The 12,486-nt window shown below is 66.0% G+C and carries 13 protein-coding genes; 7 read left to right on the forward strand and 6 right to left on the reverse strand.

What is annotated here, in order from left to right; genetic code table 11:
* Positions 1 to 51: 51 nt before the first annotated feature.
* Genes D6850_RS06135 through D6850_RS06160 form a run of 6 tightly spaced genes read left to right on the forward strand, consistent with a single transcriptional unit; the run spans position 52 to position 4,378 of the window.
* A complete protein-coding gene (locus D6850_RS06135) occupies positions 52 to 1,110 on the forward strand; it encodes an ABC transporter ATP-binding protein (RefSeq protein ID WP_121164754.1) in 1,059 nt (352 codons plus the stop codon).
* Positions 1,107 to 1,955, forward strand: a complete 849-nt coding sequence (locus D6850_RS06140) for an ABC transporter permease (RefSeq protein WP_121164756.1) — start codon at positions 1,107 to 1,109, stop codon at positions 1,953 to 1,955. Before D6850_RS06135 ends, D6850_RS06140 begins: the two co-directional genes overlap by 4 nt.
* Positions 1,952 to 2,737, forward strand: a complete 786-nt coding sequence (locus tag D6850_RS06145) for an ABC transporter permease (protein WP_121164758.1) — start codon at positions 1,952 to 1,954, stop codon at positions 2,735 to 2,737. The genes D6850_RS06140 and D6850_RS06145 overlap by 4 nt, the downstream gene beginning before the upstream one ends.
* 9 nt (positions 2,738 to 2,746) lie before the next feature.
* The gene (gene nthA / locus D6850_RS06150; protein ID WP_121164760.1) at positions 2,747 to 3,343 is read left to right on the forward strand and encodes a nitrile hydratase subunit alpha; all 597 of its coding nucleotides are present in this window, start codon (positions 2,747 to 2,749) and stop codon (positions 3,341 to 3,343) included.
* Positions 3,344 to 3,354: 11 nt separating this feature from the next.
* Positions 3,355 to 4,020, forward strand: coding sequence for a nitrile hydratase subunit beta (nthB, locus tag D6850_RS06155; protein WP_121164762.1), 666 nt, complete (start codon positions 3,355 to 3,357; stop codon positions 4,018 to 4,020).
* Positions 4,007 to 4,378 carry a nitrile hydratase accessory protein gene (locus D6850_RS06160; RefSeq protein ID WP_121164764.1) on the forward strand — a complete coding sequence of 124 codons (372 nt, stop codon included), beginning with the start codon at positions 4,007 to 4,009 and terminating at the stop codon, positions 4,376 to 4,378. Before nthB ends, D6850_RS06160 begins: the two co-directional genes overlap by 14 nt.
* A gap of 32 nt (positions 4,379 to 4,410) precedes the next feature.
* Here the strand turns inward: D6850_RS06160 and D6850_RS06165 are convergent, their stop codons facing one another.
* From D6850_RS06165 to D6850_RS06175, 4 genes are read right to left on the reverse strand one after another with little or no spacing between them, the layout of a single operon-like run.
* Positions 4,411 to 5,826, reverse strand: coding sequence for a purine-cytosine permease family protein (locus D6850_RS06165; protein WP_121164767.1), 1,416 nt, complete (start codon positions 5,824 to 5,826; stop codon positions 4,411 to 4,413).
* 1 nt (position 5,827) lies between these two features.
* A complete protein-coding gene (locus D6850_RS19420) occupies positions 5,828 to 5,983 on the reverse strand; it encodes a hypothetical protein (RefSeq protein WP_166434003.1) in 156 nt (51 codons plus the stop codon).
* A 51-nt stretch (positions 5,984 to 6,034) separates the two neighbouring features.
* Positions 6,035 to 7,549, reverse strand: coding sequence for an aldehyde dehydrogenase family protein (locus D6850_RS06170; protein WP_121164769.1), 1,515 nt, complete (start codon positions 7,547 to 7,549; stop codon positions 6,035 to 6,037).
* A 20-nt stretch (positions 7,550 to 7,569) separates the two neighbouring features.
* A complete protein-coding gene (locus tag D6850_RS06175) occupies positions 7,570 to 10,011 on the reverse strand; it encodes a GcvT family protein (protein WP_121164771.1) in 2,442 nt (813 codons plus the stop codon).
* 146 nt (positions 10,012 to 10,157) lie between these two features.
* Here D6850_RS06175 and D6850_RS06180 point away from each other — a divergent pair, with 146 nt between their 5' ends.
* Positions 10,158 to 10,805 carry a helix-turn-helix domain-containing protein gene (locus D6850_RS06180; protein WP_121164773.1) on the forward strand — a complete coding sequence of 216 codons (648 nt, stop codon included), beginning with the start codon at positions 10,158 to 10,160 and terminating at the stop codon, positions 10,803 to 10,805.
* 6 nt (positions 10,806 to 10,811) lie between these two features.
* On the opposite strand, the gene D6850_RS06185 is transcribed toward D6850_RS06180, so the two are convergent.
* Entirely contained in the window at positions 10,812 to 11,654 is an 843-nt protein-coding gene (locus D6850_RS06185; RefSeq protein ID WP_206019205.1) for a PhnE/PtxC family ABC transporter permease, read from the reverse strand.
* Positions 11,655 to 11,664: 10 nt separating this feature from the next.
* Positions 11,665 to 12,486, reverse strand: a complete 822-nt coding sequence (gene phnE, locus D6850_RS06190) for a phosphonate ABC transporter, permease protein PhnE (RefSeq protein WP_121164775.1) — start codon at positions 12,484 to 12,486, stop codon at positions 11,665 to 11,667.

Genomic DNA, 12,486 nt, shown 5'->3' on the forward strand with positions numbered 1-12,486 from the left:
CCCCGCCTCACTGCCGGCGGGGCGCATCCGAAACGCCATGAGGAAACGCGCATGTCGGGATTGATCATCGAAGGGGTGACCAAGAAATTCGGCACCCTGACCGCGGTCGAGGACGTGAACCTGGAATTCACCGCGGGCGAGATGATCTGCTTTCTCGGCCCCTCGGGCTGTGGCAAGACCACGCTCCTGCGGATGATCGCGGGGCTGGAAGAGCCGACGGACGGCGCGATCCGCTTCGACGGGCGCGACCTCACCAACGTGCCGGTGCACAAGCGCGACATCGGCATGGTCTTCCAGTCCTTCGCGCTGTTCCCGCATCTCTCGGTCGGTGAGAACATCACCTATTCCATGCGCATCCGCGGGCATTCGCGTTCGGAGCGCGAGGCCCGCGCGAAGGAGCTTCTGGACATGATGCGCCTGCCGGGGGTCGAGGACCGCTCGATCAGCCAGCTTTCGGGCGGGCAGCGGCAGCGGGTGGCCATCGCTCGCGCACTGGCGCTCAACCCGCAGATATTCCTGCTGGACGAACCGATGTCGGCGCTTGACGCCAACCTGCGCGAGGCGATGCAGATCGAGCTGCGCAAGCTTCAGCAGGAGCTTGGCATCACCACCGTCGTCGTCACCCACGACCAGACCGAGGCGATGACGATGGCCGACGAGATCGTCGTCATGGGCCGCGCCCGCGTGCTGCAATCGGGTAGCCCGATGGATATCTACAAGAAACCCGTCGACAAGTTCGTCGCCGGCTTCATCGGGACGAGCAACCTGTTCCCCGCGACGATGGCGGCGCCCGACCGCGTCCGCGTGGGCGACGCGGAGCTGAGCGTCGCCAACCGCGCAGGCGATTTCGCGACCGGCGAGGACGTGCTGCTGATGACCCGCCCCGAGGAGGTCTTCGTGCGCCCCGCATCCGCCGAGCGCCCCGCCAACGCGGTCGAGGGCAGGGTGAGCTTCGTGCGCGACATCGGCGCGACGATCGAGATCCTCGTCGATTGCGGCGGGCACGAGGTGATCTCGGTGCTCACCCCCAAGGATTGGCCCGACGTGGCAACGGGCGACGCCGTCACCGTGGAAATGCCCGCGTCCGCATGCAGCGTGCTTGCGGCATGAACGGGCAGGGCGGCACCCTGGGGCGCGTCCTCGACCTCGTTCCGTCATCGGTGATGATCGGCGTCTTCTTCGTCGTCCCGTTCGTGCTGATCCTGCTTACCAGCTTCTCGGTCGAAACCGAAACCGGCGACTACGCGCTCGGCTTCAGCCTCGCGCATTTCGAACGCTTCGCGACCTGGTTCTACATCGAGCGCGCGCTGTTCTCCGCCGGGCTCTGCGCGCTCATCGCGCTGCTGAGCCTGCTGATCGCCTTTCCGTTCACCTATCTGCTGACCCGGTTCGGCCCGCGCACGCAGACGCTCTGGCTGATCTATATCCTCGCGCAACTGTCGCTGTCCGAGGTGCTCATCGCCTTCAGCTGGCAGATCCTGCTGTCGCGCACCGGCGGCGTCGCCAATATCCTCGTCTGGGTGGGCCTTGCGGAGAAAAGTTTCGCGATGGCGCCCTCGGCGGGCGCGGTGCTGGCGGCGCTGGTCTATCTCGCGGTGCCATTCTCGGTGCTGCTGCTCTACCCGGCGATCAGCCGCATGGACAAGGCCCTGACCGAAGCCTCGCGCACGCTGGGCGCCTCGCCCTTGCGCAGCTTCTTCACCGTGGTGATCCCGGTGACGCGCCCGGCCATCATCTCGTCCGGCGTGACCATCTTCGTGCTCACGCTCGGCGCGATCATCGTGCCGCAGGTGCTGGGCAAGCCCGAGCACTGGACGCTTTCGGTGCTGATTACCGACCAGGCGATCTTCAATTTCAACATGCCGTTCGCCTCGGCGCTGGCGGTGGTGCTGCTGATCATCAGCGCCAGCGTGATCTTCGCGGTCTCGAAATTCGGCGGGGGGCGCAGGACATGACCTTGCTGCGCCGCCTCTATCTCGCGCTGTTCGCGATCTACCTGCTGGGGCCGATCGTGGTCATCACTGCGGTGTCCTTTAACGCCAAGAGGTTCCTCGCCTTTCCGCCGCGCGGCTTCTCCTTCCGCTGGTATGCCGAGATCTTCGTCGCCAACGACTGGTTCGCGTCACTGATGAATTCGCTCATCATCGCGCTCTGTTCGGCGTCGCTTTCGGTGCTGATCGCCATGCCGGTCGCCTATTCCGCCTGGCGCTTCGGGCTGCGCTACGCCAAGGCGCTGTTCGCGTTCGGGGTTGCGCCCTTCATCCTGCCGCCCGTGATCATGGCGCTGGGGTTCCTGCTGCTTTACACCAGCGTCGGGATCAACGGGCTGATGATCAACGTCATCATCGCGCATGCGATCTTCCTGCTGGCGCTGCCGCTCGTCACCATCTCTTTGGGCTTGGAGAGCGTGGACCGCTCGCTGATCGAGGCGGGACAGACGATGGGCGCCTCGGGCTGGGTGGTGTTCCGCACCGTGATCCTGCCCATCGCCGCGCCCTTCGCCTTTGCCGGATTCGCCTTCGCCTTCGTGCTCAGCCTCAATGAATACATCATCGCGCTGATGACGGTCGGCTTCACGGTCGAGACGCTGCCGGTCAAGATCTTCAATGCGCTGCGCTACGGCTACACCCCGGTCATCGCCTCGATCGCGGTGGTGTTCCTGCTGGTCAACATCACCGTCTTCAGCCTGATCGCGCGGTTCTCGAACCTGCCGCGCATCCTCGGCGCGCAGGACTAGGAGGCGCAGATGCCCCACGACCACCACGACCACGACCCTTTGGAGGAGGGCGCCGCCCTGCGCGTGCGCGCGCTCGAGGAACTGTCGGTGGCCAAGGGCCTCGTCGACCCTGCCGCGCTCGACGCCATCGTTGAATACTACGAACGCGAAACCGGCCCGCGCAACGGCGCCGCGGTGGTGGCGCGCGCCTGGAGCGACCCGGCCTATCGTGACTGGCTGCTGCGCGACGGGACAGCGGCGATCGCCGACATGGGGTTCACCGGCTTCCAGGGCGAACACATGCGCGTGGTGGAAAACACCGAGGAGGTGCATAACGTCATCGTCTGCACGCTTTGTTCCTGCTACCCGTGGCCGGTGCTCGGCCTGCCGCCCACCTGGTACAAGAGCGCGGCCTACCGCGCCCGCGTCGTGCGCGAACCGCGCGCCGTGCTGGCCGAATTCGGGCTGGAACTGCCCGAGACGACCGAGATCCGCGTCTGGGACAGCACCGCGGAGATCCGCTACCTCGTGCTGCCGCGCCGCCCCGCGGGGACCGATGCGCTCGACGCCGACGCGCTCGCCGCGCTGGTGACGCGCAACGGCATGGTCGGCACGGCCGCGCTCTAGGAGGGCCGGGGATGGACGGAATACATGACATGGGCGGGATGCACGGTTTTGGCCGCGTGCCGGTCGAGGCCGAGGAGGTCTTTACCCACGAATGGCAGCGCCGCTCCTTCGCGCTGGCCGACGCGCTTGCTTGGACCGTGCCCTTCAACGCCGACCAACACCGCCACGCGATCGAGCGCCTCGCGCCCGGCGATTACCTCACCATCGACTATTTCGAGAAATGGGCGCGCGCCTGCCAGATGCTGATGCAGGAGGCTGGCGTCGCCAGCGCCGAGGAGCTCGCCACCGGGCGCAAGAGCTTTGATCCCGACCTCGGGGAGCATGGCAAGCCGCCCGACGCCGCCACCGTGCGCCGCGTCATGCCGCGCGGCGCGCAGTTGATGTTCCCGCCCGACACGGCCGAACCCGCCTTCCGCGTGGGCCAGCGGGTGCGCGTGCGCGACATGCATGTGCCGGGCCACACCCGCGCGCCGCGCTACGTGCGCCTGCGCGAAGGCGTGATCGAACGCGATCTCGGCGTGTTCCAGTTCGCCGACGCGATGGCGCGGGGCGACGGCCCCGATCCGCAGCACTGCTACACCGTCGCCTTCGCCGCGCAGGACCTCTGGGGCGCAGAGGCGGAACCGCGCGGGCGCGTCTTCCTCGATCTCTGGGAGGCTTACCTTGACCCCGCTTGATGCGCATCGCGACATGCTGGCCCGCATAAGCGCGGACATCCCCGGCCGCAGCGATGGCGGCCCGCTCTTCCGTGCGCCCTGGCAGGCGCGGATCTTCGCGCTGATCGTCGCACTGGCGCAGGCCGGGCGCCTGCCCTGGCGCGCCTTCCAGGCCCGACTCGCCGCCGAGATCACCGAGATGGAAACGAAAGGCGCCCCCGAGGGCGTCGAGGACGGCTATTTCGATTGCTGGCTGCGCGCCGCCGGAGAGGCGATGAGCCAGCAGCGCCTGATCGCCCCGGGCGAGGTCGACGCGCAGATCGACGCGCTGCGCGAGGCGATCCAAGCCATCCGCAGCGCGCAGACGGCGGCCGGGTAGGGCGCGCGCCTGCCGCGCGCGCCCGCTTTTCGTCAGCGCCGATACCCGCCCTTGCCCGCAGGCCGGATCACCAGCATCGTCACCAGCCAGTAGACGAGACCGCCGGCAAAGGCCGAGGGCAGCGCCGCGGTGGTGAACTCGTAGGGATAGCGCGACACGTAGGTCAGCGGGTTGAGCAGGTAGAGATAGACGGCGAACCCTGCCGCCATCCCCGCCAGCGCCGCCGGGTTGAACCCGCCCCAGTAGGCGTAATGGGAATCGGGCGTGTCGTCATAGAGCGCGCGGATGCTCAGCCGCTGCCCCCGGATCAGCAGGTAATCGACGATCTGGATCGCGCAGAGCGGCGCAAAGAAGACGCCGATGAACGCAAGGAACGTCCCGAAATTGTTGAAGAACAGGTCCGGCACGATCACGCTCACCGCGACCACCGGCACGAGGCCCAGCAACAGCGTCACCGGCCAGGACAGCCGCTCGACGCCCGGCACGCTCTTGAGCCCGACCGCCGTGGCGTAGACGCCCACGATCGCCGTGCCGAGATTGGCCGCGATCACGAAAACCAGCGCGATCGCCCCGTAGAACGTCCCGCCCAGCTCGACCATCCACGCCGCCGGGTCCGAAATCCCGAGCGCGAGGATCGCCGCAAGGCCGATCACGCTCAGAAGCGGCACCGGCAGGCCCATGCCCAGCATCGCCGGCTTGGCCGCCGTATGCGCGTCAGGCGCCACGCGCACCATCGCGCCGATATAGGGCCACCAGCTCAGCAGGCTGACGATCCCGAGCTCGAGCCCCGTCACGTAGTCCCACTGGATGTCGCCCGACGCATAGGCCGGCGCCGCCGTCGCGATCGTGTCGGACTGCCGGGTAAGCAGCATGTAGACCATCCAGAACCCGACCCCGACGACGAAGAAGAAGAACACGTTGGACGCCCGCGCCACCCCGTTCTTGCCCTTGAGCAGAATGCCGAAGATCAGCGCGCAGGCCACGAGCGTGGAGACGACCTGCACGGTCGCGGTGCTCGCCTCGGTGATGGTCCCGGTGACGAGCAGGAGCTGCACCACCGATTTGCCGAAGAAGATGATCAGCAGCGAATTCCACCCGATGATCGAACTGTATTGCAGGAACACCGTGATGATCCAGCCGCGGTTGCCGAATTGCGGCCGCGCGGCGACGATGGAATCGATGCCATAGCGCGTCGCCGCGGGCACCACGGCGAGCGTGACCAGCAACATGCCGATCATCGATCCCGCCGTCATCGTGGCGAAGCCCTGCTTGAGGTTCAGGTAATACCCGACATACTCGCCGATGATGTAGCACCATGTCGCCGTCGCGGTGACGAGAAGGACGACCCCCAGCTCAAGCTGGCCCCAGCTGCGTTCCGATTTCAGCAGCGGCCAGTTGGTTTCGTCCGCGTTCTCCATGGCTTGCCCGCCTTTGGTTGCGTCGCTCATCTCACCACCCCCAAAGCAGAAGCGCGGCCGGGCCGATGACCCCCGCGATCAAGAGGAAGAACCAGTCGCCTGCGGTAAAGCTGCCGCCCTGGTTCTCCTCCTTTTCCAGTTCGCTCAGCCGGCGTTCAAGCTCGGCCGCCTCCGTTTTGTTCGTCATGTCCTTCCTCCCTTATTAACTGTCCGTGCTCTCCGGACTTGCGTTATCGACTCAGTCCTTGGGATGCATTTCCGCATCCGCATAGGGGAACCACCAGAAATCCTGCGCGACGCAATCCGGGTCGATCATGATCATCTTGGTCTCGCGGAACGTGTCGATTCCCTCGGGGCCAAGCTGTCGGCCCAGACCGCTCAGCTTGGAGCCGCCGAACGGGCCTGCGTCATTGTCCAGAAGCGGCGCATTGACCCAGACCATCCCGGCCTGGATTTCCTCGGTCGCGCGGATCGCCTCGCTCAGGTTGGTGGTGTAGATGTTCGAGCCCAGCCCGAAGCGGCTGTCGTTGGCGCGCATCAAGGCCTCGTCGAAATCCTTGACCCGGCAGACCGGCGCGACGGGTCCGAAGCTTTCGTTGTGAAAGATGTCCATGTCCGGCGTGCAATCGGTCAGCACGGTCGCATCGACGAACCAGCCGCGGTTGAATTCGCCCGGACGCCCGCCGCCCGTCGCCGCACGCGCGCCTGCCTCCTGGGCCTTGGCCATCAGCGCCTCGTAGCGGTCGCGCTCCTTCGAGCTGACCAGCGGCCCCATGTCCACCTTGTCGAGCCCGTTGCCGATGCGCAGCTTCTTGGTTTCTTCGACCAGCTTCTCCACGAAGGCGTCATGGATGTCCTGATGCACGTAGATCCGTTCGGCGGACACGCAGATCTGGCCGCAGTTCATATAGGCCGAAAACGCCGCCGCCCGCGCCGCCATGTCGAGCGGGGCAGAGGGCATGACGATGAACGGATCGTTCCCCGAAGTCTCGATCAGCGCCGGTTTCATCAGATCGCCACAGGTCGCGGACACGCGCCGCCCGACCGGAACGCTGCCGGTGAAGGCGACGCCATGCGTGCCGGAATGCTCGACAAGGGTGCGCCCAACGTCGCCGCCGCCGGTGACCACGTGGAACAGCCCTTCGGGCAGGTGATCGAAGGCTTCGGCGAACAGCAGCGTGGACAGCGACGTGTATTCCGAGGGCTTGACCACGCAGGCGTTGCCCGCCGCCAGCGCCGCGCCCGCCTCCCATGCGAGCAGCACCATCGGGAAGTTGAACGGCATGATGAACGCGACCGTGCCCAGCGGCACCTTCAGCGTGTAATGCATCTGTCCGGCCACCGCGGGTCCCATGACGCGGCCCATGTCGACGCGCCCGATCTCGGCGGAGTGGCGCAGCGAATGGATCGACCAGTTCACCTCGTCCACCGATTCCTTGTAGGGTTTGCCCATCTCGCGGGTCAGCGCCTCGGCCAGCAACGGCTTGAGCTCCTCCAGCCGGTCCGCAGTCTGGTGCAGCGCGTGCGCGCGGTCGACCGCGCTGTAGTCCTTCCACCATGTCTTCTGCGCCTTGTTCGCCTCGGCGATGCAATCGTCGATCTCGGAGGTCGGGGTCTCGGCGATGACGCCGATCACCTCCTCGGTGGCCGGGTCGATGACGTCCTGGGTCTGGGTGGCCGCGCTGCGGGCGATGCGCCCGCCGCGGTAGATGTTTCCGCTGACCCGCTTGATATGTTCGAGAGCGTCGCTCATTTCGTGATCTCCTGTCCGTGTCATGACTTGATGCGTTCGTTGCCGGGATCGTAGAACGGCCCCAGTTGCAGATGGGCGGGATAGCGCGCGCAGGCGACCTCGACCTCAAAGTCGTTGGAGGCCAGAAACTCGGCGCTCACCCCGTCCGGGCAACTGACATAGCCAAGCCCGAGCGACGCATCGACGCGGTGCCCATAGGCCCCGGACGTGACCTGCCCGACGCTCTGGCCGTCCAGTATGATCGGTTCCTCGTGATAGAGCAGCGGCGCGTTTTCGCGCCCATCCAGACGGATCTGCACGAGCCGCCGCGTCGGCTTCCCGGCCTCGCGCGCGCGCAGCAGGGCGTCGCGCCCGCGGAAATCGCGCTTTTTCCAGCCCACGGCGAAGCCGACGCCGCCCTGCATCGGCGTGTCTTCCTCGCCGATGTCATGGCCCCAGTGGCGGTACCCCTTCTCCATGCGCATGGAATTGATCGCGAAGAAACCGCCATGCTTCAGGCCGAAATCGGCCCCCGCCTCGATGATGCGCTCGAAGACGTGCTGCGCGAAATCGGCGGGCACGTAGATCTCGTAGCCCAGTTCGCCCACGAAGGTCAGCCGGCTGATGCGCGCATTCGCATATCCCAGCGGTATCTCCCGGCTGGTGCCGAAGGGCAGGGCGGAGGCGCCCAGATCCTCGCCGCTTAGTGATTCAAGGAACGCGCGCGATTTCGGCCCCATCAGCGCCAGCATCGGCAGCCCGGCGGTGATGTCGCTCGCGAAGGCGTGCGCGCCCTCGGGGATGGAGCGGCTGAGCCAGCTGAAATCGCGGGTCTGCCCGCCCGCCACGGTCACGATCATGAAGGAGGTCTCGGAGAGCCGCGTGACGGTCACGTCCGCCTCGATCCCGCCCCGGTCGTTGAGCCACTGGGTATAGACCACCTTGCCCACCGGCACGTCGCATTCGGCCGCCGAGACATGATTGAGCACGCCAAGCGCATCCCGCCCGTCAAGCCGGAACTTCGCGAAACAGCTCTGGTCGAACAGCGTGACGTTCGCGGCCGTGTTGAGGCACTCCGCGCGCGTGTCCGCGAACCAACTCTGATGCCCGTAGGAATATCCGATCTCGGTGCTGCGCCCCTCGCCGGCGAAGAAGCCGGGCCGCTCCCATCCGGCGGATTCGGTCATTGACGCGCCGAGACCCAGCAACCGGTCATGAAACGGGCTGCGCCGAACGCCCCGCGCGGTGGCGTATTGCCGGTTCGGCCAGTGCATGTCGAACAGCAGGCCAAGCGTTTCCCTGGTGCGGTCGAACAGGTAGCTTTTGTTCGACTGGAAGGGCTGCATCCGGCGTATGTCCACATCCGCCAACTCGCCCGGCGGGTGGCCATCGTGGATCCAGTCCGCCAGCGCCTTGCCCACCCCGCCCGAGGACAGGATGCCGACCGAGTTGAAGCCGCAGGCGCAGAACAGGCCCTTGACCTCGGGCGTTTCGCCCAGGAGGTAACGATCGTCGGGGGTAAAGCTCTCGGGGCCGTTGAAGAACAGCTGAATGCCGGCATCCGCCAGCGCGGGGACGCGTTTCACCGCCTGGTCGAGGATCGGTTCGAAATGATCGAAATCCTCGGGCAGGCTGTCAAAGCAGAAATCCTCGGAGATGCCATTCATGCCCCAGGGTTTCGCCTCGGGCTCGAAACAGCCCAGCAGCAGCTTGCCCGCGTCCTCCTTGTAGTAGGAACATTCATCCGCGCAGAACAGCACGGGCAGGTCGCGGCGCAGCCCTGCGATCGGCTCGGTCACGATATAGAAATGCTCCGCCGCGTGCAGCGGCAGGGAGACGCCGATCTCGGCGGCAAGGTCGCGCGACCACATGCCGCCGGCGATCACCACCTTCTTCGCGCGGATATCGCCATCGGCAAGGCGTACGCCGATGACGCTGCCGTTTTCGGTCAGGATCCGCTCGACCTTGGTGTTCTCGAGGATCCGCACGCCCTTCTGCCGCGCCCCCTTGGCCATGGCATGCGTGACGTCTGCGGGGTTGACTTGTCCGTCCCGGGGCATCCAGATCGCCCCGGCAAGGTCCGAAGTTTCGACCCCCGGCCAGCGTTCGGCGGTCTCGCCGGGCGTGATGACGTGGCTCTCCAGCCCGAAATTGCGGGCCATCGACGCACCGCGCTTCAGTTCCTCGAACCGCGCCTCGGTCTTGGCCAGCCGCAGCGATCCGTTCTGGCGAAACCCGGTGGCCTGCCCGGTCTCCGCCTCGAGCGAGGTGAACAGTTCTCCGGTGTACTTGGCGAGCTCGGTCATGTTGCGCGTGGCGCGCAACTGCGTGACGAGCCCGGCGGCATGCCACGTGGTGCCGCAGGTCAGTTGCTTGCGTTCGCAGAGCACGACATCGGTGATCCCGATCTTCGCCAGGTGATAGGCGATCGCGCAGCCCGCGACGCCCCCGCCGACGATGACGACCTCGGCCTGTTCCGACATCTAGAAACTCCCCCTCACTTGGGGACGACATTCTTGGCTTAAATGAATTTTGTCAAATAAAAATTCACTCGAGCGAATTTTTGCGCCATACTTTACCCGGCGCAGGGCGCGCGCTAACTAGTATATTGACCAGACGGAGACGACACATGGATGACATCGCCCGGCTATCGCGCTCAGCTCATCTGCGGGGGCCGGTCGAGGACGATCCGATCACCGATCTTGGCAAGGTGCTCGACGCGGGCGCGTCGGTAGGCAAGGAAATCAAGGATCTGCGCAAGGCAAGCGATGTCACGCTGGCGCAGTTGTCGCGCGCCACGGGGTTGTCGCAGGGCTATCTCAGCCAGGTGGAGCGCGGCATTTCCTCGCCCTCGGTCAAGGCGCTGCACACGATCAGCCGGGCGCTCGGCGTCAATATCTCGTGGTTCTTCCGTCCCGTTTCGGACCCCAACGACGTGCTGAACGAATATATCGTGCGCAAGGGCAATCACCGGATGATCCGCTTCGCCAACGGCATCACGGACGAACTGCTTTCGCCCAACCTCGCGCGCGGGATCGAACTGCTGCGCTGCACCTTCCCGCCCGGATCGCAAAGCGGCAAGGAAGCCTATGAACACAAGGGCGAGGAGGCGGGATTCGTCGTCGCCGGGCGGCTGACGCTCTGGCTCGAGGGGCGGCGGATCGAGCTTGAGACCGGCGACAGCTTCGCGTTCGAGAGCACCCTGCCGCACCGCTACGCCAACGAGGGCGACGAGGAGGCGGTGATCATCTGGTCGATCTCGCCGCCGTCCTACTGAGCCGGATCACTTGGCCCGGTTCACCGCCGCGCGCAGCCAGCCCGAGATGAACTCGGCCACCAGCACCATCGCGATGATCGACAGGATGATCGCGCCCACGCGCAGATTCTCGAGCTGCTGCACGTTGCGCTTGAGATACCAGCCCATGCCGCCGCCGCCGAAGAAGCCCACCACCGTCGCCGCGCGGAACGCCACGTCCCAGGTGTAGATCGCGATTCCGGTAAAGGCGACGCGCACCTGCGGCACCACGGCGAACAGGAACACCTGCAATGAGTTGGCGCCGGTCGCGCGCATCGCCTCGACCGGGCCCATGTCCACCGCCTCGATCTCGTCCGAGAAGAGCTTGCCAGCGAAACCGATGCAGAACATGGTGAGCGCGCTCACCCCCGCCAGCATGCCAAAGCCCAGCACCGACACGAAAAGGATCGTCCAGATCGTTTCGTGGATGGCGCGCGCGGAAATGACTCCGAGCCGGCCCAGCGGGAACAGGACGCGCCGATGCGGCGAGACGTTCCAGGCCGAGAACCACGCCAGCGGGATCGCCAGCGCCACGCCCGCCATGCCGCCAAGGAACGACATCTGCAGCGTGTCGAGGATCGAGGCGAGGTAGCCCGCGTCCAGCACATAGGCGATGTCGGGCGGATAGAAGCGGGTGCCGATCACCCCGAGAAGCCCGCCGAGCGCGCCGAACAGCAGCCCGATATCGACGTTCATGAACGCCATCGAGTAGCCGAGGAACACGATGATCGCCAGCACAGCGCCAAAGCGCCAGAGCGATTCGGGAAAGCGGTAGCGCGACCAGGTCTTGGGCGCTTGGCTTCGCTGGATGCGGCCGGCGTGTTCGGTCATGGCCATCCCCTCAGATCACGGCTTTGCGCAGGTAATGCGAGATGATCTCGCCCAGGATGATCAGCATCAGGATGGCGAGGATAACCATGCTCACCCCGCCATAGTTGAAGCTGTTCATCTGGCGGAAGAACAACAGCCCGAGGCCCCCGGCGCCGACAAGGCCCATGACCGCGGAGCGGCGGATGTTGATGTCCCATTCAAAGATTATCGTGGCCAGCACCACCGGGTAGATCTGCGGCAGGATGCCGTAATACATCACCTGGAACTGGTTGCCCCCGGTGGCGCGGATCGCCTCCACCGGCTTGGCGTCGATGTTCTCGATCGCCTCGGCGGTGATCTTGGAGATGAACCCGACCGAGCGCATGGCGATGGCGAGGATGCCGGGCAGGGCGCCAAGGCCCACCGCGCTCACGAAGATGAGCGCCCAGACGATCTCGTGGACCGACCGGCTCAGGACCATGAGGAAGCGCCCCACTGGATAGAGGATCGTCTTGCTCGGGGTGACGTTCGCCGCGCCCAGCCACGCCACCGGCAGCGAAAAGAAACAGCCCAGCACGGTGCCGACGCTGGCCATCATGAAGGTCTCTATCGTCGGCCTGACCAGTTCGGGCAGCAATCCGAGGTCGAGCTGCATGTAACGCCCGATCGAGGCCAGAACGCCGCTGCGTCCGCCGACGCGCGACCAGTCGGTATCGGCGATGATCGTGCCATGCGCGCACCACGCCGCGAAGACGAGCACGCCGGTCCAGATCAGCGCCTGCTTCATCTGCCGCTTCCGGCGCAGGGTGGTCTGCGCGCCCAGCCCGGCGATATGGGTGTCGGTCGCACTCAT

Source organism: Roseovarius spongiae (genome assembly GCF_003651245.1).
GTDB classification, from domain to species: Bacteria; Pseudomonadota; Alphaproteobacteria; order Rhodobacterales; family Rhodobacteraceae; genus Roseovarius; species Roseovarius spongiae.

Bases quoted from the DNA above. Each gene is read 5' to 3' on its own strand.
- D6850_RS06135 (WP_121164754.1), top strand. From the start codon at position 52: ATGTCGGGATTGATCATCGAAGGGGTGACCAAGAAATTCGGCACCCTG.
- D6850_RS06140 (WP_121164756.1), top strand. From the start codon at position 1,107: ATGAACGGGCAGGGCGGCACCCTGGGGCGCGTCCTCGACCTCGTTCCG.
- D6850_RS06145 (WP_121164758.1), top strand. From the start codon at position 1,952: ATGACCTTGCTGCGCCGCCTCTATCTCGCGCTGTTCGCGATCTACCTG.
- nthA (WP_121164760.1), top strand. From the start codon at position 2,747: ATGCCCCACGACCACCACGACCACGACCCTTTGGAGGAGGGCGCCGCC.
- nthB (WP_121164762.1), top strand. From the start codon at position 3,355: ATGGACGGAATACATGACATGGGCGGGATGCACGGTTTTGGCCGCGTG.
- D6850_RS06165 (WP_121164767.1), bottom strand. From the start codon at position 5,826: ATGAGCGACGCAACCAAAGGCGGGCAAGCCATGGAGAACGCGGACGAA.
- D6850_RS19420 (WP_166434003.1), bottom strand. From the start codon at position 5,983: ATGACGAACAAAACGGAGGCGGCCGAGCTTGAACGCCGGCTGAGCGAA.
- D6850_RS06170 (WP_121164769.1), bottom strand. From the start codon at position 7,549: ATGAGCGACGCTCTCGAACATATCAAGCGGGTCAGCGGAAACATCTAC.
- D6850_RS06175 (WP_121164771.1), bottom strand. From the start codon at position 10,011: ATGTCGGAACAGGCCGAGGTCGTCATCGTCGGCGGGGGCGTCGCGGGC.
- D6850_RS06180 (WP_121164773.1), top strand. From the start codon at position 10,158: ATGGATGACATCGCCCGGCTATCGCGCTCAGCTCATCTGCGGGGGCCG.
- D6850_RS06185 (WP_206019205.1), bottom strand. From the start codon at position 11,654: ATGACCGAACACGCCGGCCGCATCCAGCGAAGCCAAGCGCCCAAGACC.
- phnE (WP_121164775.1), bottom strand. From the start codon at position 12,486: ATGAGTGCGACCGACACCCATATCGCCGGGCTGGGCGCGCAGACCACC.